The organism is Halotalea alkalilenta DSM 17697, assembly GCF_000621205.1.
In the GTDB taxonomy this organism is placed as follows: Bacteria; Pseudomonadota; Gammaproteobacteria; order Pseudomonadales; family Halomonadaceae; genus Halotalea; species Halotalea alkalilenta.
This window is the reverse complement of record NZ_KK211227.1, coordinates 1-18,844: the sequence shown is the minus strand read 5'-3', so window position 1 is coordinate 18,844 and position 18,844 is coordinate 1. Positions and strand designations below refer to the sequence as shown.

The window sequence follows — 18,844 nt, the reverse complement described above, 5'->3', positions numbered from 1 at the left end:
ACTCTTAAGAGCAAGGAGATGACCATGCAGTTTTCCTCTTACGCCAAAACGCTGGCTGCTGCGTTTTCGGTCGTTGTGATCGCGGGCTGTTCCAGCAGCGGCGGTACCCAGGATGGGGATCAGGGTGGTATGACTTCCGGTGCCCAGACTTCCGGCACCTCTTCCAGCACCGGTGCCGCTGGCCAGGGTTACGGCCAGGGTCAGCAGGGCCAGATCCCGTCCGTTCGTACCGTCTACTTCGACTTCGACCGCGACACCATTCGCGCCGAGTTCGAATCGGTCCTGAACCAGCACGCTGCCTACCTGCGCGCCAACCCGAGCACTCAGGTCGTGCTCGAAGGCCACACCGATGAGCGCGGTACCCGCGAATACAACCTTGGTCTCGGCGAGCGCCGTGCCAACGCTGTCCGCCAGTACCTGACCGTCCAGGGCGTCAACGCGTCCCAGCTCGAAGTGGTCAGCTACGGCGAAGAGCGTCCGGCAGCGTCGGGCCGCACCGAGGAAGCCTACGCGCAGAACCGCCGCGTTGTCTTCGACTACTAAGACTCGAGGTAATGCATGAAACACAGTTTGAAAAAACTGTGCGGCGCGGGAGCCCTGGTGCTCCCGCTTTCCGTATGGGCCCAGAGTAGCGGTTCCTTCTACAATCAGGCAGCCACCACACAGCCTTCCGCTTCTGGCAGTCTGACGCTGTTCAACCAGCTGCAGACCCAGCAGGAAGCGATCAATCGCCTGGTAGGCCAGATCGAGGAACTCCAGCATCAGCTGGAGCAGGAGCGCCAGCTCGGCCAGCAGCGCTATATGGACCTCGACCAGCGCCTCACCCAGCTCGAGGGCGGGGAGCCCCAGGCGGGCGCGACCCAGGGTTCCGGCGCATCCAGCGGTTCGGACGACCCGATCGCGCAGGCGGCGCGTGGAGCGGCAGTGGCAACCGCGGGAGCCGGTGCGGCAGCGGGCAGCAGCGGTGGAGACCAGGCTGAGCAGAGCTACCAGCAGGCCTTCGCGCTGGTACAGAATCGGCAGTTCAGCGAAGCGACCTCGGCATTCGAGCGCTTCAACCAGGAGTATCCCGACTCCAACCTCAAGCCCAATTCACTTTACTGGCTGGGCGAGCTCTATTCCGCGCAGTCCCGGCTCGATGATGCCGCCGATGCGTTCCAGAGCGTGATCGATGACTATCCGAGCAGCAGCAAGGTCGCCGATGCGATCTACAAGCTTGGCTTGGTCAAGGCACGCCAGGGGCAGGGCAGTGAGAGCCAGCGGTTGCTCAGGCAGGTGGTAGCGGAGTATCCGCAGAGCAATGCAGCCAAGCTGGCCGAGGATTTCCTCTCCCGGACCAGCGGCTGAGCGTCGCGGTCAGGCAGCCTCACCGCAGGCTGCGAGGATCGCCGCGGCCAGTGACTCTGAGTCGGTGAAGCGCAGCTTCGCCGGCCAGCTCTCCGGGCGTTCGTCGGCCCCGAGATAGCCATAGAGCGCGGCCACCGGCAGCATGCCGGCGTTGATCGCCGCCTGCATGTCGCGCAGGTGATCGCCGACGTACCAGCATCGACCGGGATCCACCGCCAGGCGTCTTGCAGCCTCGAGCAGCGGCGCAGGGTCCGGCTTGCATGCCGATAGGTCGTCGGCACAGACCAGCACTCGCGGGTTCAGCGCCAGCTGCGATAGCAGCGGCTGCGCGAATCGCCGCTGCTTGTTGGTCACCACTCCCCAGCCCACGCCCTGGGCGTCCAGCGCTTCGACCAGTTCGACGAGCCCTGGGAACGTACGGCTTTCCTGGGCGACGTGGGCTTCATAGAGGGCGAGCAAGCGTTGCAGACCTGCGCCCCGATCGACCTCTTGCCGCTGCGCCAGCGCCAGCTCGACCAGCGCCGCGCCGCCATTGGATACCACTGCGCGTACCTGGGCATAGGGCAGCGGGGGCAAATCGTGCTCCCGGCGCAATCGATTGGTGGCCGCGATCAGATCCGGTGCGGTGTCGACCAAGGTGCCATCGAGGTCGAACAGCACCGCCTCGGGGCGCGGGCACACCGCGCTCATGCCTCGAGGGCCGGACGCTGGCAGTGGATCATGTAGTTGACCTGGACGTCATCGTTCAACCAATAGCGGCGTGTCACCGGGTTGTAGTGCAGCCCACGCAGCCGTTCGATCGAGAGTCCCGCCTGGCGTGCCCAGCGTGAGAGCTCGGAAGGGCGGATGAAGCGCTGATAGTCGTGGGTGCCGGTCGGCAGCAGGCGCAGCAGATACTCGGCCCCAATGATCGCGAACAGATAGGATTTCGGGTTGCGATTGATGGTGCTGAAGAACACATGTCCGCCCGGCTTCACCAGCCGTGCGCAGGCGCGTACCACCGAGTTCGGGTCCGGCACATGCTCGAGCATCTCCATGCAGGTGACCACGTCGTAGCGCGCCTCTTCCCGCTGGGCGATCTCCTCGACGCTGATCATCTGGTAATCCACCGCCAGGCCGCTCTCCTTGAGGTGCAGCCCGGCGACCGACAGTGGAGCCTCGCCGAGATCGATCCCCGTCACTTGGGCGCCACGACGTGCCATCGCCTCGCTGAGGATGCCTCCGCCGCAGCCGACGTCGATCGCGCGTCGCCCGGCCAGACCGTTGCACTGCTCATCGATGAACGCAAGGCGAAGCGGATTGATGTCGTGCAGTGGTTTGAACTCGCCATCTCGATCCCACCAGCGGTGGGCCAGGGCCTCGAACTTGTCGATCTCGGCCTGATCGAAGTTGCGCTGCGGCGAAGCTTGAGGCCCTGTGGCCGTGGTGGATTGCTGCGTCATGTCCCGCTCCATGTAAGGATCCATAGCCCTTGGTGCATCGTCCTTGGGCGTCAGCCCGGACGACGCCCGCCTGTCGTATCGCGGCGTCGTGATGGGGCAGTGTAACCCCCTCGCGGCTCGAACATAACCGCCGGCTCGATACCAGCATTCGCCTCGGCGAGCATGATGCGCGTATTCGCCAACGAACCGAAATCCACCCTTGCCGATGGCCTCTTGAACCATCGTAGCGTATTGTTTTTGCTTCCGTTGATGCGCCTGGGAGGAGGCTGCGAGCCTCTCCCGGCGACGCCTTGGTTCGAACACGAGATGGATGCGCCATGCCCGAACCTTCTCTACACGACCGCGATACCTTCAGTATCGTTCCCGGAGAGGACGAACTGCTCGCCAGGCCGAGGTCCGGCTATCGTCCTCCCGCCAAAACGGCGGCCTGGCCCGCGGTGCTGCTGTCGCTGATCGCGATCCTCGGCGTTGCGGCACTCGCCGCCTTTTACTGGCATGAGCGCCAGGGGCTGCTCGAAAGCGCCCAGCGCAGTGCCGAGGTAGCGTTACAACGGCAGCATGACGCCGAGCAGCTCGATACAATGCGCCAACGCCTGGACGAACTATCGATGATGCTCGAGGAGAGTCGTCGCGAGCTCGCCGCGCTGCCGGAGTTCGAGCCGCAGCGTTTGACCGCGCTCGAGACCAGGGTCGATGCATTGTCGCTGGTGAGCGCGCAGCTTTCGGGACTGACCACCAGCGACCAGCAGCGCAGCGAGCTGGTCGCTTCGCTCACCCAGTCGATGGACGCACTCGACCAGAGCGACCGGGCGCTCGACGCTCGGCTGAGCGCGATCGAGTCGAGACTGGACGGCTTCGCCGCCCGCGTGGCGGGGTTGGAGCGAGAATTGAATGAGGCGCGCTGATGAAGGGATTGGCGCCGCCAGCAAAGGGATGTGCAAGATGACTAGATCCTCCTGGGCCTTCAGGCTCTCTCCTTGGCTGCTTGGAGCCTTGGTAGCGCCCCAGACCGCCCAGGCGCTCGACGCCGAGGTAAGAGGGCTTGGCGGGCTGGCTGCGGACAACGTCGAGGCCTACCTCGATGCGTTGGAGATCCCGGCCAACGCGCGCCTCGATATTTATGATTCCGAAGTGACGAGCCGGGTCAGCGATGCACTGCGGGCATTCGGCTACTACGAGCCGCAGATCAGCGTGGATTTTCGTGATCGCGACAGCGTGGTGGTCGATATCGTGCCTGGCGAGCGGGTGGTCGTGCGCAACGTCTACGTCCGGGTCGAGGGCGAGGGCGGCCAGGACGACAGTTTCCAGCGCCTGCTCGACGCCAGCGAGCTGCTCAAGGACGAGGGGCGTCCTCTCCTGCACGCCCACTACGAGACGCTCAAGACCCAGCTCGACACGCTGGCGCTGCAGCGTGGCTACTTCGATTCCCAGTATCGGGTGTCCCGTCTTGAAGTCAGGCCCTGGGATCACAGCGCCAACGTCTACCTGGTGATGGACAGCGGCAGGCGCTACCGCTTCGGCGAGGTCACCTACAGCGGCAGCCAGATTCGCCAGGACCGGCTCGAAGCGATGCGACCTTTCCAGCCAGGTGATCCCTATCTGGCCGACGACCTTGCGCTCTACAACGGTCGACTCGGCGAGGCGGGCTGGTTTCGCAGCATCTCGGTCAAGCCACGCCTCCAGCATGAGGCCCAGCCCAGCGCTCCTCCGGGCGCACAGGCGCCTTCGCCCGACGATACCAGCCAAGGTGGCGGTGGCCAGCGAGAGGCGAGCACTGGCGCATCCGAGGTACCGGTCGACATTTCGTTGATCGCCGCCGATCGCCATCGCTTCGAGACCGGTATCGGCTTCGCCACCGACGTCGGGCCGCGGTTGCAGCTCACCTGGCGCCAGCCGTGGCTCAACGACCGAGGGCACAGCTGGGAGAACCGGCTCTATCTCTCCTCGCCGCGCCAGACCCTGGGCGGCATGTACAAGATCCCCCTCGATGATCCGCTGCGCGACAGCTACGAGTTCGGCTACGGGTTCGAGAACCTCGACGACAACGATACCCGCAGCCGGCGGCTGTTCTTCACCCCGGCCCGGGTATGGCAGTTCGACAATGGCTGGAGCCAGCGCGTCTATGTGCGGGTCAGTCAGGAGAACTTCACCCAGGCGGATCAGAGCGACAACGTCTTCCTGATCACTCCCGGAGTGAGCTGGGGGCGCACGGCGGTCGACGACCAACGCTTCCCGATGCATGGCAACCGCCAGGACCTGTTGATCGAGGGCTCGAGCGACCAGCTCGGCTCCGATATCACCTTCCTGCGCAGTGTGTTCACCACCCGATGGATCGAGAGCATTGGCAACGACAACCGGTTCTTCGTGCGCGGCAACGTCGGGGCGATCGAGACCGACGACTTTCCGCGTATGCCGCCGTCGCTGCGCTTCTTCGCCGGTGGCGATACCAGCGTGCGCGGCTACTCCTATGAAACCCTGGCGCCGCGCAACGACGACGGTGAGCTGCTCGGCGGCCAGCAGATGTTCACCGGCACGCTCGAGTACCAGCGTCGCGTCACCGGCGACTGGTGGGGTGCCGCGTTCTACGATTTCGGCGACGCTTTCGACAGCTGGAGCGACTCCTCGCTCAAGACCTCCGCCGGACTTGGCGTGCGCTGGATTTCTCCGGTCGGCCCGATCCGTTTCGACATCGCCCACCCGTTCGACGATGAGGACAACTCGTGGCGCATTCACTTCGCCATCGGACCCGAGTTCTGATGCTGTTTCCCCGGCTGCTGTTCTGGCTGTCGCTTTGGCTGGTCGCACTGGTGATGCTGCTGGCCGGGCTGGCGCTGTCTCCCTGGGGCACCGCCTGGCTGCTTGGCCAGGCACAGTCGCGAGGGCTGATTTCCTATAGTTCGGTCGAAGGCGCACCGCTGGATACCCTGGTACTCCACGATGTCGCGCTCGATGCCGCTGGCGTGCAGCTAGAGGCGCGTCGCCTCGAACTCTCTTGGTCGAGCGACTGCCTGCTTCGCGGGCGGCTTTGCATCGAGCGGCTGGCGAGCGATGGCCTGCATGTGCGCCTGCCCGCCGCTGCCGCCGAGCAGAGCGAGAGCGAAAGCGTCCCGCTGGAGAGGATTTCCACGCCGCTGCCGATCGAGCTGCGCGAACTCGTGCTCGATGACTTTTCGCTCGAGAACGAGGCGGGACTCGAGCTCGCCTGGCAGCACTTCGAAAGCTCGGCGAGCTTCGAGGGTAGCCGTTTCTCACTCGGTGAGACCCGTCTCGTCTCGCCCCGGCTGCGGCTGCCTGATGCGGCCGAGGAGCCCGCCGCCATCGAAGCGCCGAGCCTTGAGTCCGAAGTCGATATCGCCGCCGCCCTGGCGGTGGTCGCGGCGCCGGCGGTGGCGCCCGGCAGCGTGCTCGGGGCCGATGGCGTGCCGATCGCCAACCCGCTCGCCGCGCTGAGCGCCACGCCGCTCGATGACCCCCAGGCGCGGATCACGCTTGCACGGATCGAACTGCCCGTGGATGTCGAGGCGCCCTCGCTCGAGGTCACCGACTTCCGTCTCGAGGGCGAGCGTCCGCTGGTGCTAGATCGCATCGACCTGGCACTGCATGCCGAGGGCTCGTCGGTAAGGCTCGAACGGCTTGCGCTGCAGGGGCCGGAGCTCGACGCCGAGCTCGCCTTCGAGCTTGAGATGAGCGGCGACTATCCGCTCTCGCTCGATCTCTCCGCCCGCTCCGAACTGGCACCGCTGCAGGGCGAGTCGGTCGAACTGCGCTTGCGCGGTTCGCTCGCGGCGCTCGAGCTGGAGATGAACGCCGACGGACCGGCGGCGGCGCGGCTCGATGCCGGCGCGGACCTGTTCGATCAGCAGCTGCCGTTCGAGCTCGCGCTGCGCTCGCCGCGGCTCGACTGGCCGCTGCCGGGAATGCCGGACGAGGATGAAAGCGGTGCCCCGGTCGCCGGTTACCAGGTCGAGGGGCTCGCGCTCGACCTCGATGGATCGCTCGCCGGCTACCGGCTCGATCTTTCCGCTCGCGCTTCGGGCGACGAGCTCCAGCCGCTCGATCTCAGCCTCGCTGGTGAAGGCGATTTCGAACGCTTCGGCTGGTCGATGCTCCAGCTGGTCAGCGGCGATGGGCGGATCGAGAGCCAGGGCGAGGTGCGCTGGGCGCCGACGATCAGCCTGGATACCGAACTGACCCTGGATCAGCTGCGCCCCGAGCGCTTCACGCCGGCCGTCAATGGGTTGCTCGATGGCAGCGCGCGACTCGCCTTCCAGCAGCACGCGGATCAGAGCTGGGCGCTGCAGGTGCCGAATCTGGCCATCGATGGCCAGTTGATGAACCAGCCGCTGTCGCTCGCCGGCCGGCTCGACGGTGATAGTTCGATGCGCTGGAACATCGAGCGCCTCGACCTGCGCCAGGGCCCCAACCGGATTACCGCCAGCGGGGTGGTCGACCAGCGTCTGGCGCTCAACGCCGATATCGATGCGCCGAACCTGGGCGGGCTGCTGCCCGAGCTCGGCGGCCGGCTCGCAGGCCAGCTTCGTGTCAGCGGGACGCTCGAGCAGCCGCAGGGCACGATCACCCTGAATGGCGAACAGCTGCGCTATGCCGACAACCATATCGCCCGGCTGGCGCTGGAAGGACGCAGCGACGGACTCGACGATCCGCGCTTCGAGCTGCGCCTTGATGCCAGTGATGCGCTGGCCGGCGGGCAGGCACTGGCTCGGCTTGGCCTGGCCCTGGAGGGGCGGCTGAGCGATCACCGTCTCTCGCTCGAGCTGAGCGGTGGCCAGGACGCGCTGGTGAACAGCGCCTCGCTCGCCCTGCGCGGTGGGCTCGACCAGGCGAACAATCGCTACCGCGGCCAGCTGTCGTCGCTCGAGGCCGATCTCGAAGAGGGCGGCGAGCTGAGCCTCGATGCTCCGCTCGGCTTCGTCGCCAATCTCGATGCCGCTTCGGCGACGGTCGAGCCCTTCTGCCTGTCGCGGCGAGAGGGGGGCCGGCTCTGCCTCACCGAGCAGATGACCGCAAGCGCCGCGAGCGGCTCCGCAGCGCTGCGCCTCAGCGAGCTGCCGCTCGAGGCGGCCAACCCCTGGATGCCCGAGCCCTGGCAGGTCGCGGGAGAGGCGGGCGGCGACGCTCGCGCGCAATGGTCCAATGGCGGCCAGCGCTGGAACCTCGATGCCCGACTCGATGGCGATTTGCAGGTAAGCGGCGAGGATGCCGCGGGAGAGCCGTTCTCGATCCCCGCGCTCAGCCTCGGGGTTGGCCTGGAGGCGACCCCGGCGCAGGCGGATCTCACGCTCGACGCCCGGCTGCGGGATGCCGGCCAGCTGAGGCTCGAGGCGCGGGTCATCGACCCGCTGGATGGCCGGGAGCTCGGCGGACGGTTGCAGGTCGAGGGGCTCGATTTCTCTCCTTATCGAGCGCTGGTCGCCGGCTTGGATACGCTCGAAGGTCGCCTCGACGGTGATGTCACTATCTCCGGCGACCTCGAACAGCCCCGGTTCAATGGCCAGCTGGTGGTGTCGGGCGTACGCGCCGGTGGAGAGCAGCTGCCGGTCACACTCGACGACGCCAGGGTAGCGCTGCGCTTGGAGGGGGACTATGGGGTGCTCGATGGGCATATCTCCTCCGGCCAGGCTCGCTGGACGCTCGGCGGCGAGGCCAACTGGCCGACCACCGGCGACTGGCGCGCGACGCTTGCACTGCGCGGCGCCGACTCGCCGCTCGAAGTTGCCGCGCTCGGCTATGGCCGGGTGCGGGTCGCGCCCAGCATCGACGTGTCGGCGACGCCCCAGCGACTCGACATCAGCGGCCGGGTGTTGATTCCGTGGGCGCGGATCGAGGTCGCCCAGCTGCCCGCGTCGGCTCAGGCACCGTCGAGCGACGAAGTCATCGTCACCCGTGAAGAGGCCGAGCGGATCGACGCCAGTATCGACCGCGCGTTGGCAGCCCAGGCCGCAGGCGAGGAGTACCAGTGGGCCGACGCCTCGGCGCTCGAAGATGCGGGGATCGATCTCAATTTGAATGTCCAGGTGGTGATGGGCGACGACGTGCGGCTCTCGGCCTATGGGCTCAATTCACGTCTCGCGGGAGCGATCGACGTACGCCAGAGCGGCGGCGCGCTGCAGCTGTTCGGCAGCGTCTCGCTGCAGGAAGGGCGTTTCGCCTCCTTCGGCCAGAGCCTGCTGATCAATCGCGGCGAGGTGATCTTCAGCGGACCGCCGAGTCTGCCGAGGCTCGATTTCGAGGCGATTCGCAGCCCCGATACCATCGAGGACGACGTCACCGCGGGTATCCGCGTCACCGGTAACGCCGATGCGCCGCAGCTGAGCATCTTCTCCGATCCGTCGATGAACGAGACCACCGCGCTTTCCTACCTGCTCAGGGGGCGTGCGCCGGACGCGGAGGGGGACGACAACGCGCTGGCTTCGGCGCTGATTGGCCTGTCGGTATCCCAGAGCGGGCGTGCGATCGGTTCGCTGGGCGAAACCTTCGGTATCCAGGACCTGTCGCTCGATACCGCAGGCAGCGGTGACACCAGCCAGGTGGTGGTCAGCGGCTACATCTTCCCGGATCTGCGGGTCAGCTATGGGGTAGGAATGTTCACTTCGCTGGCCGAACTGACCTTGCGCTATCGCCTGATGCAGGACCTTTACCTGCAGGCGGTGTCTGGAGGCTATCAGGCGCTCGATCTGCTCTATACGTTCAGTTTTGGACGCACGCAGGATCCACAGAGCGAGTAGGATAGCGATAGGCGCCGAGTCAAGGAGAATGCCGATGTCCAATACTGTCATGCCATCCGCCGATCGTGCCCTGCCGGGGCGCGATCGAGCGGTCGAAATCAGCGCGATTCATCATATAAGCGGGCGCTCGATGGTTCCGCCCTGGCCTGCGGGGCACGCCGAGATCGTGCTGGGCCTGGGCTGCTTCTGGGGCGCGGAACGGCTGTTCTGGCAGCTGCCGGGAGTCTACGTCACCGCTGTGGGCTACGCCGGGGGCTTCACTCCCAACCCGAGCTACGAAGAAGTATGCAGTGGCCTCACCGGCCACGCCGAGGTGGTGCGGGTGGTATTCGATCCGCAGGTGATCGGGCTCGAGCGCTTGCTCAAGCACTTCTGGGAAGCCCACGATCCGACCCAGGGGATGAGACAGGGCAACGACATAGGCTCCCAGTATCGCTCGACGATCTACTTCCTCGACGAAGCCCAGCGCGAGATCGTCGAGGCTTCCTGCGATGCCTACGCCGCGGCGTTGGCCCTGGCCGGCAAGGGTGGGGTGACCACCGAGATCCGCCCGCTGGAGGTGTTCTACTACGCCGAGGAGTACCACCAGCAGTATCTGAGCAAGAATCCCGCCGGCTATTGCGGTCTCAAGGGCACTGGGGTGAGCTGCGCGATCGCTTGATCGATGATTCGAGCGCCGCGCGGCGGATAATGGCTAAAGAACGCCCGGATATCTCTGATATCCGGGCAGTTTCAGACTGCTGACAAAGTATTTGAAGATGCCACGATGGCTTCCAGCCGCCTCCGAGAGCGCGCTGGGCGGCAATCGCTTGCACCGGGGTTTGCGACATGGATGTCGCAAAAGGCGCGCCCGGACAGGGACGTCCATGCGCGCCGACCCGAGGGCAAGCGATTGATCGGCCAGGGTTTCGCGATCTCGTGGCGGCGCGTCCCCTTTCAGGGGGAGCGCGAGGGGACCGCCCCTCGCATCTAAGCGAGCAAGAGGTGCGTTAGGACCCAAACGGTCCTCGACTCGCCAGGATCGAGAGCGTCGCTGGGTCAAAAGGGGTTTGTCATTAATCTGAGACGCCCGGATATCTCTGATATCCGGGCGTCTTCGTTTGAGACGGCTTCATTCTCAACAGCTGGACGCATGCCGCTCAGAGGCTGTGTCTGGCCATCTTCAGTTCGGGCAGCCTGGACCAGGCATCGAGCTGGGCGGCGACGCGGTGCACCATCCACGAGCGCGGCAGGCCCTTGTGCTGCTCGATGAAGCCGAGATGCCCGCCGTGCTTGGCGAGTTCGATGCGCACGTTGGCGGAGGGCAGCGGCAGGCGCATGAAAATGTCCGCCGGGACGAAGGGATCGTCTTCGGCATGGAGGATCAGCGTCGGCAGCTCGATGCGGTCGAGGAGCGGCCCGGCTGAGGCACGGCGATAGAAGTCGGTCGCCGAGCTGAAACCATAGAGCGGGGCGGTGATTTCGTTATCGAACGCCCACAGGGTATCGAGGCGTTCGAGCTGCTGCTGGGTGATACCGAGCGGGAAACGGTCGAGCGCCTGCTTCGCTTCGATCTTGCGCCGCATCCGCTTGAGCAAGCGACGCTGGTAGCCGCGGGCGTGGCCGATGTTGAGCGCATCCGAGCGGCTGGCCAGATCGAGCGGGGCGCTGACCGCGATCGCGCCGGAAAGGTCCAGGCCGTCGCCGCCTTGTTCGGCGACCAGCTTGAGCAGTACGTTGCCGCCGACCGAGAGACCGACGGCGACCTTGGGGGCGTGTGGGTAGCGCTTGCCGAGCATGCTCATGAACCAGTAGGCATCGGCGGTATCCCCGGCATGGTGGCCGCGGGGATGGCGGCTGGGCACCTTGCCGCAGCCGCGAAAGTGCATCAGCACCCCGCGCCAGCCGCGCTTGGCCGCCATCGACAGCAGTGCCTGGGCGCAGGGCGAGCGACGGATCGATCCCTCTTCCTCATGCAGCACGACGAGGATCGGTGCACGCGCGTCGCTCGGCGCCGGCACGGTCCAGGCGAGCTCGAGGAAGTCGCCATCCGGCAGATCGAGCAGCTCAGTCTCGTGACGAGGGGTGCCCCGCATCAGCAGATAGGGTGCCAGCGTCTGCAGGTGGCGGTGCTTGAGCCAACGCGGCGGAGTGAAGTCAGCGTTGAAAAGTGTCCTAGCCATCGGAGCGGCGACCGTCGTGTTAGAGGAAGCGAAACCCCGGGTGGGGTACCGGCTCAAGTAAGACAGCCCAGGCGCATGAGAGTTCTCCTGTCCGTTCGATTCTCGCCATTGAGGAGGCGGCGAGAATCGAGCGGCCGGCGTACGCGGCGTCTAGTCCAACCGGTAGAGCTGCGAAACTTTGTCGAAACCGGAAATGGTGCACTCGAGATCGGTGACCAATCCATTCTGGAGGCTATAGCACCAGCCGTGAACCGACAATGGCTGGCCATTAAGCCAGGCACGCTGGATAAGTTTGGTGCGAACCAGATTCTGCACCTGCATGCGCACGTTGATCTCGCACATCCGATCGGCCTGCTCCCGGAAAGGGAGGTGGGCGAGTTCTTCGCGATGGCGGATGTATTCGTCCCTGATCGGGTGCAGCCAGTCATCGACGATACCGCTGTTGCCCGGCGAGGTCATCGATGCCTGTACGCCGCCGCAGCCGTAGTGACCGACGACCAGGATATGGCGCACCTTGAGCACCTCGACCGCGTACTGCACCGCCGACATCGCATTCATGTCGCTGTGGTAGATCACGTTGGCGACGTTGCGGTGAACGAACACTTCGCCCGGGGGAACGTTGATGATCTGGTTGGCGGGCACCCGGCTGTCCGAGCAGCCGATCCAGAGAAATTCCGGATTCTGCTGGTTGGAGAGGCGAGAGAAAAATTCGGGATCGTCGGCCTGCATCTTGCTCGACCAGTCGCGGTTCTGGCGCAGCAGGTCGTCGATATCGAGCGACTTGTGAGGATGTGCATCGCACATGGTGGGCGTGACTCTTCAAATGATCGGGCGGGGGTGAGCGGTCGTTTTACCCTCCGGCTCGATGACGCGTCAACCTGGCGCTGGCGCTTGGGACGCTAATCGGCACCTCGGTCGGGCCGGCGATTCACCCGTGGAGGAGGGTTAGGCACGCAGAAGCCGACGCGGCGGCGGACTCGTCATGCCACCGTCTTGGCGCTGCGCGATCATCGCCGTGGCTGGCTCGGTGTTCGAACCGCGTAGTACGCTGTCGGTTTCCCCCCGATGCCTCGGTGCATCGGGCACTACCGTGCGTCGGTATGGCTTGTGGTGAATGCACCACCGAGCGGTAGTGGCAACCAGGCGACTATTCGAGGAGAACGAGGGTGGCGAAGCATGACTACGACCTGGTGGTGATCGGTGGTGGTTCCGGCGGCGTGCGTGCGGCGCGGATGGCGGCGAAGCAGGGCGCGCGAGTGGCGCTGGCCGAGCAGAGCCGACTGGGCGGTACCTGCGTCAACGTCGGCTGCGTTCCGAAGAAGCTCTACGCCTATGCCTCCCATTTCGCCACCAGCTTTCGCCAGAGCGAGGGCTTCGGCTGGTCACTGTCGCCGAGCTTCGAATGGGCTCGGCTGCGCGACAATACCGCCCGAGAGATCGAGCGGCTCAACGGAATCTATCGCAACTTGTTGGTGAATGCCGGCGTCGAGCTGTTCGAGGCGCACGCCTGTATCGAAGGACCGCACCTCGTGCGCATCGGTGAGCATCGGCTCAGCGCCGAGCGCATCCTGATCGCCACGGGTGGAAAGCCCTGGCGTCCGGATTTCCCCGGTGCCGAGCGGATGCTCGATTCCAATCGCATCTTCTCCCTCGAGCGCCTGCCGAGGCGGATGGCGATCTATGGCGGCGGCTACATCGCGGTCGAGTTCGCAAGCATCTTCAGCGGCCTCGGCGTCGAGGTCACTTTGGTCTATCGAGGCGAGCTGTTCCTGCGCGGCTTCGATCACGAGGTGCGCGAGTTCGTTCGCGACGAGATGACGCGCAAGGGCGTCGGGTTGCGCTTCGGTCACGGCGTTGCGCGGATAGAGGCGAGCGAGCAGGGCGAGCGGGTGGTGCTCGACGACGGCGCCGAATTCGAGGTGGACCTGGTGCTCGGCGCGACTGGACGACGCCCGAACTTCGATGGTCTCGGGCTCGATAACCTGGAAGTCGTCCTGGGTGAAGGGGGCGTGCTCGAAGTCGACGACGGCTATCGCACCGCCACGCCCTCGGTGCTCGCGCTCGGGGACGTGATCGGCACGCCCGAACTCACGCCGGTGGCGATCGCCGAGGCGATGCGCCTGGTGGCGATCCATTTCGAGCATACCGTCCCCGCGCCGATCGACTATCAGAACGTGGCGACCGCGGTGTTCTGCGACCCCAACGTCGCCACCGTCGGGCTCACCGAGGAGCAGGCGCGCGAGCGCTGCGAGGCGGTGCGGATCTACGTCACCAAGTTTCGGCCGATGCTGCACACCCTGGCCGACGACCCGGGGCGCTGCTTGATGAAGCTGGTGGTCGACGATCGCAGCGACAAAGTGGTGGGGGCCCATATGGTCGGTCACGATGCGGGCGAGCTGATCCAAGGGATCGCGATCGCGGTGACCGCGGGGCTCACCAAGGCGGACTTCGACCGCACCATCGGGATCCATCCGACCAGTGCGGAGGAGTTCGTCACCCTGCGCGAGGTCACCCGGCGCTAGGTCAGTGAGCGTTCATCGTTCGAGCGTCTATAGTGAAGGGCGTTGGTGAGCGATGTTGGTGAACAGCATTGTGATGGCATCGCAGACACACATGGTGCGGGAGAATAATCTGGGTTTATCGAAGTATCCTTTGTCGATAACGCTTTATTTGAATGGGTCCGGCAATCCCGTTACACTATGGGCCCACTTATTCCGATAGGTGTCATCGACATGGATGCCATGAACTCCTCCTTCACCTCCTCGGCCCAGCTGGCGCAATCAGGTCAGGCGGAGCACGTGATCAATAGTGAAAAACCGATTTTCATTCGCCCACCGACCACCGACGATGGTTGGGGGATCTACGAGCTGGTGCGGGCTTGTCCGCCCCTCGACGTCAATTCTCCGTACGCCTACCTGCTGCTGGCGACGCAGTTTCGCGATCGCTGCGCGGTCGCGACCGACGAAGAGGGTGAGATCGTTGGCTTCGTTTCCGGCTATGTGAAAGTCAACGCGTCCGACACCTTCTTTCTCTGGCAGGTCGCGGTAGGCGAGAAGGCTCGCGGTACCGGGCTTGCACGACGCTTGGTCGAAGCAGTGCTGAAACGCCCGCAGCAGGCCGAGGTCCGCCACCTCGAGACCACCATCACGCCTGACAACGAAGCCTCCTGGGGGCTTTTCAAGCGCCTCGCGTCACGCTGGCAGGCGCCGCTCAACAGCCGGGAGTATTTCTCCGAAGAGCAGCTCGGTGGCGAACACAATCCCGAGCACCTGGTGCGGATCGGTCCGTTCGACCCGGCCCGCATCTGATCTTCATTGGGCGTTTGCCCATTCGGCTCTCGCGTCCAGCGGTCAGGGAAGACGACGCGGACGGTTTCGCCATTCGGCGATCTAGTTCATCCGAGCAAGTGCAAGACGCTTGCGACAGTGACTGAATCACGGCAAAGAGGGACATTACGTTGACCATGCAGACCGAGTATTTCGAGCAGATCGAGTCCAACGTTCGCACCTATTCACGTTCGTTCCCCACGCTCTTCACCAAAGCGCGCGGCGCCGAGCTCGAGACCAGCGATGGCAAGCGCTATATCGATTTTCTCGCCGGCGCCGGCACGCTCAACTACGGGCACAATCATCCGGTACTCAAGGAAGCGCTGATTCGCTACCTGAGCGAGGACAACATCGTCCATGCCCTCGATATGTGGACCGAGGCCAAGTTCGACTATTACAAGGCGGTGGAGGAGAAGCTGCTCAAGCCGCGCGGGCTCGACTACAAGATCCAGCTGCCCGGCCCGACTGGCACCAATGCGGTCGAAGCGGCGATCCGGCTCGCGCGCAAGATCAAGGGGCGGCACAACATCGTCGCCTTCACCAACGGCTTTCACGGTGTGACCCTGGGCGCGCTCGCCACCACCGGCAATGCCAAATTCCGCAATAACGCCGGCGTGCCCTTGGTCGGTGGCACCTTCATGCCCTACGACGGCTACCTGGGTGAGGGTGTCGATACCCTGGACTATCTCGAGAAGGTGCTCGGCGACAGCTCCAGCGGCCTCGACCACCCGGCCGCCGCGATCGTCGAAGTGGTCCAGGGCGAAGGTGGCACCAACGTCGCCTCCGCACCCTGGCTGCGCCGCCTGGCAGATATCTGCCAGGCCAACGACATGCTGCTGATCATCGACGACATCCAGGCAGGTTGCGGTCGGACCGGCAAGTTCTTCAGTTTCGAGCACGCGGGGATCAAGCCCGACATCGTTACCAACTCGAAGTCGCTCTCCGGCTACGGGTTGCCGTTCGCCCAAGTGCTGATGCGCCGCGAGCTCGATCAATGGGGGCCGGGTCAGTACAACGGCACCTTCCGCGGCCATAGCCCGGCGATGATCACTGGTGCCAAGGCGCTCGAGCACTTCTGGAGCGACGATTCGTTCGAGCTCGAAGTGCAGCGCAAGGGTGAACTGGTCAAGCAGGGCTTCCAGGAGCTCGCCGCGCGGCTGCGCGACAAAGGCATCGACGCCCGCGAGCGCGGGCTTGGCCTGATGCGTGGCGTCGACGTCGGCAGCGGCGAGCTGGCCGATAAGATCACCGGCGCCGCGTTCGAGAAAGGCCTGGTGATCGAGACCTCCGGTCACGCGGGGCAGGTGGTCAAGTGCCTGTGCCCGCTGGTGATCGAAGACCAGCAGATCGCCCGTGCCCTCGACATCCTCAAGGACAGCGTCGACCAAGCGGTGCGTTGATTCCTTCGCCGGGCGCCCGAGCGGCGCCCGTGTCTTCTTTATTTCCTCGATTCCCCCATCCTCGAAAAGCCAAGGAGCGCGCGTATGATCGTTCGCAACCTCGATGAGTGCCGCAAGACCGATCGTCATGTGGTTGCCGAGAACGGCAACTGGGAGAGCACCCGGCTGGTGCGTGCCGACGACAAGGTCGGTTTCTCCTACAACGTCACCGTGATCCACCCGGGCACCGAAACGCACATCCACTACAAGAATCACATCGAGGCGGTGTTCTGCTACGAAGGCGAGGGCGAGGTATATACCATCGCCGACGGTAAGACGTGGCCGATCAAGCAGGGCGACATGTACCTGCTCGACCAGCATGACGAGCACCTGCTGCGCGGCAAGGAGAAGGGCATGACCGTGCTCTGCGTGTTCAATCCCCCGCTGACCGGCAACGAGCGCCATCTTCCCGACGGCTCCTACGCGGCGCCTGAAACCGCCTGAACGCGGATGTGAAGTCGAAAAAAAGAGGCCGCGCGCGAGCGCGGCCTCTCGTCGTTGAGGGTGCTCACTGCGCCGCTGGCGCCGCCTCGAGCGAGTCGCTGGGTGCTTGACCGGGCGTCGGGGTGTCGGAAGTGCCCTGCGGGCTCGTATCGCTGGAGACGTCCCCTTCGAAGGATCCCGCCTGCCCGCCGCTTGGTTGTGAACCCGTTGCGGCCGGCGCCGAATTCATCGAGCTGCTCGAGCCTCCGGCCGAATAGTCGCGGCCCTGGCGTGCATAGACCACCAGGCGCGTTTCGTTCTCGCAGTTACCGATCACCTCTCCCGGGGTTTGCGAAGCCTGGGTGACGGGCACTGCCTCCAGCGTGAACTCGGAAGCCGGTACGCCGTTGCCCTGGATCTGAGCGGAGAGCCGATCGATCAGCGCATCGCAACCACCAGCGGCGAGCGCCTGGGTCGAGAGTGCGGTGGTCAGCGTGAAAAGGCCGATGCCCATGAGTTTCTTCATTGTGTGCTGCTCCTTGTGTTTCCCTGCGTGTTGTTGGCCTCGATGGCCATCCTTGTCGTACCGTGCCATTCGGCCAGATACGCATCGCGCCCATTCAAGATAGCCGCTTATCGACTCCAGAGGGAGGGAATCGCCGTTGTATGGAACATCTAGGCAATCGAGTGGAGTCGATTCCACCGATATTGCCAACCACACCGCGAGCGCACGGCTGCCGGCCCCTTCCTCGATGCATGGGGTCAGGATCCGCGCCCGCTGGGGCGTGCATGCTTCTCCCCTGGCGCTGCGCTATGCCGACAGCGCCAACTGGCTGTGGCGAGCCGGTGGGGAGGTACTCAAGCTCGCTCGTACCAGCGACCGCGACGATGCTTTCTGGCAGGGCGCGAAGGCGCTGTTCGGGCTCGACCGCTGGCGGAGCGGGCCTGGCCTCGCACGCTGCCTCGACGGCTTGCCGATGGACCTGCCGATACCGCCGCTACCGATGCGCTGGCTCGGCCGGCTCGATGGAGCGCCGCTCTGGGCCCAGCCCTGGCGTTCAGGCGCGCCCCCCGAATGGACGCCGGATTTCGCCGCACGGCTGGGCGAACAGTGCGGCCAGCTGCACCGCCGCCGCGCCAACCGCTTCGGCTGCTTTCCGCAGCCGCAGCACTCGCTCGCACAGTGGCCGTCTAGGCTGCAGCGCTACCTTGGTGAGCGCCTTTCGCAACGATGCATCCCCGGTGAGCTCGCGCACCTGATCGCGTGCGAGCCTGTTCGCGTCACCAGCGCGGTCCCCAGCCTGCTCGACCTGAGGGCGGACCAGTTCCTGGTCGGCGCAGGGGGTGCCTTCTGGGTCGATTGGGAAGCACTGGTATGGGCGCCGGTCGAGTTCGATTGGGCATTGCTGGAGATGGTGGTTCCCGCCGATTGTCGAGCGTCGTTCCTCACCGCTTATCGCCTTCATGGGACGCCCATACCGCTGGGCGCCCAGCGAGCGCACTGCCGCGCCGCGCTGTTCGCGATGGGCGTACTCGGCGAGCTCGGCTGGGAGGAGATCACCAGCATCGCGTCCTGGACCGACGAGCCTGCATGACCGCAGCGCATGGGCGCCGCTCGGGACGAACGGGTGGGGGTTGGCGCGAAGGACTAGCATACCGGCCGTTCGTGGTGAGCCTCCTGTGCCATCGCGATGGCACTGCGCATGGACCTTGAACCCGAGTAGCATGGCTATGTTGCCGCAAGCAGCGTGGCCGCATGTCTTTTGGTGCCGGGTGCCCGGTGGTGAGAATGGCTCTGGTCGTGGGCTGCTGCGCATTTTGGTGAGCCTGGCTTCCCGTTGGAAAGATTTGTCTTCCCAGAACACGACCGGGCTTGCGGTAACCCTCTCTCCATCGACCCGTTCCCAGGAGCTATGAGATGGCCCACTTACCGGTATTGGATCCATTGGCAGCCTTCGT

16 protein-coding genes are annotated in these 18,844 nt (G+C 65.1%); 11 read left to right on the top strand and 5 right to left on the bottom strand.

Translation table 11 applies throughout. The annotated features are described in order from the left end of the window. Positions 1–24: 24 nt before the first annotated feature. The gene (gene pal / locus Q376_RS0111135; RefSeq protein WP_027350379.1) at positions 25–543 is read left to right on the top strand and encodes a peptidoglycan-associated lipoprotein Pal; all 519 of its coding nucleotides are present in this window, start codon (positions 25–27) and stop codon (positions 541–543) included. A gap of 15 nt (positions 544–558) precedes the next feature. Then, positions 559–1,347 (top strand): tol-pal system protein YbgF, encoded by a 789-nt coding sequence (gene ybgF, locus Q376_RS0111130; RefSeq protein ID WP_027350378.1) that lies wholly within the window; start codon positions 559–561, stop codon positions 1,345–1,347. A gap of 9 nt (positions 1,348–1,356) precedes the next feature. On the opposite strand, the gene Q376_RS0111125 is transcribed toward ybgF, so the two are convergent. Next, entirely contained in the window at positions 1,357–2,037 is a 681-nt protein-coding gene (locus tag Q376_RS0111125) for an HAD family hydrolase (protein ID WP_027350377.1), read from the bottom strand. Then, positions 2,034–2,789: a bifunctional 2-polyprenyl-6-hydroxyphenol methylase/3-demethylubiquinol 3-O-methyltransferase UbiG gene (ubiG, locus tag Q376_RS0111120; protein ID WP_052365160.1), complete on the bottom strand. Its 756-nt coding sequence runs from the start codon at positions 2,787–2,789 to the stop codon at positions 2,034–2,036. Before ubiG ends, Q376_RS0111125 begins: the two co-directional genes overlap by 4 nt. Before the next feature lie 317 nt (positions 2,790–3,106). Here ubiG and Q376_RS0111115 point away from each other — a divergent pair, with 317 nt between their 5' ends. The 4 genes from Q376_RS0111115 to msrA are packed head-to-tail and all read left to right on the top strand — an operon-like array spanning position 3,107 to position 10,196. Further along, positions 3,107–3,694, top strand: a complete 588-nt coding sequence (locus Q376_RS0111115; protein ID WP_027350375.1) for a hypothetical protein — start codon at positions 3,107–3,109, stop codon at positions 3,692–3,694. Positions 3,695–3,731: 37 nt separating this feature from the next. Beyond that, a complete protein-coding gene (tamA, locus tag Q376_RS0111110; RefSeq protein WP_155834312.1) occupies positions 3,732–5,546 on the top strand; it encodes an autotransporter assembly complex protein TamA in 1,815 nt (604 codons plus the stop codon). Further along, a complete protein-coding gene (tamB, locus tag Q376_RS22355) occupies positions 5,510–9,535 on the top strand; it encodes an autotransporter assembly complex protein TamB (RefSeq protein ID WP_155834310.1) in 4,026 nt (1,341 codons plus the stop codon). Before tamA ends, tamB begins: the two co-directional genes overlap by 37 nt. Before the next feature lie 34 nt (positions 9,536–9,569). Then, on the top strand, positions 9,570–10,196 hold the full coding sequence (gene msrA, locus Q376_RS0111100; protein WP_425402427.1) for a peptide-methionine (S)-S-oxide reductase MsrA: 627 nt from the start codon (positions 9,570–9,572) through the stop codon (positions 10,194–10,196). 478 nt (positions 10,197–10,674) lie between these two features. Here the strand turns inward: msrA and Q376_RS0111090 are convergent, their stop codons facing one another. Continuing rightward, positions 10,675–11,697 carry a hydrolase gene (locus Q376_RS0111090; protein WP_027350371.1) on the bottom strand — a complete coding sequence of 341 codons (1,023 nt, stop codon included), beginning with the start codon at positions 11,695–11,697 and terminating at the stop codon, positions 10,675–10,677. Positions 11,698–11,847: 150 nt separating this feature from the next. Further along, positions 11,848–12,501 carry a carbonic anhydrase gene (locus Q376_RS0111085; protein ID WP_052365159.1) on the bottom strand — a complete coding sequence of 218 codons (654 nt, stop codon included), beginning with the start codon at positions 12,499–12,501 and terminating at the stop codon, positions 11,848–11,850. 362 nt (positions 12,502–12,863) lie between these two features. Here Q376_RS0111085 and gorA point away from each other — a divergent pair, with 362 nt between their 5' ends. From gorA to Q376_RS0111065, 4 genes are all read left to right on the top strand, one after another. Continuing rightward, positions 12,864–14,219: a glutathione-disulfide reductase gene (gene gorA / locus Q376_RS0111080; RefSeq protein ID WP_027350369.1), complete on the top strand. Its 1,356-nt coding sequence runs from the start codon at positions 12,864–12,866 to the stop codon at positions 14,217–14,219. Positions 14,220–14,429: 210 nt separating this feature from the next. Next, a complete protein-coding gene (gene ectA / locus Q376_RS0111075; protein ID WP_027350368.1) occupies positions 14,430–15,005 on the top strand; it encodes a diaminobutyrate acetyltransferase in 576 nt (191 codons plus the stop codon). A gap of 155 nt (positions 15,006–15,160) precedes the next feature. Then, positions 15,161–16,423, top strand: coding sequence for a diaminobutyrate--2-oxoglutarate transaminase (gene ectB / locus Q376_RS0111070; protein WP_027350367.1), 1,263 nt, complete (start codon positions 15,161–15,163; stop codon positions 16,421–16,423). Between the two features lie 84 nt (positions 16,424–16,507). Beyond that, entirely contained in the window at positions 16,508–16,906 is a 399-nt protein-coding gene (locus tag Q376_RS0111065) for an ectoine synthase (protein ID WP_027350366.1), read from the top strand. A gap of 64 nt (positions 16,907–16,970) precedes the next feature. Here the strand turns inward: Q376_RS0111065 and Q376_RS24030 are convergent, their stop codons facing one another. Next, on the bottom strand, positions 16,971–17,411 hold the full coding sequence (locus tag Q376_RS24030) for a DUF1161 domain-containing protein (RefSeq protein ID WP_052365158.1): 441 nt from the start codon (positions 17,409–17,411) through the stop codon (positions 16,971–16,973). A gap of 136 nt (positions 17,412–17,547) precedes the next feature. Between Q376_RS24030 and Q376_RS0111055 the strand changes: the two genes are divergently transcribed. Further along, a complete protein-coding gene (locus tag Q376_RS0111055) occupies positions 17,548–18,480 on the top strand; it encodes an aminoglycoside phosphotransferase/kinase family protein (RefSeq protein ID WP_155834308.1) in 933 nt (310 codons plus the stop codon). Positions 18,481–18,844 lie beyond the last annotated feature (364 nt).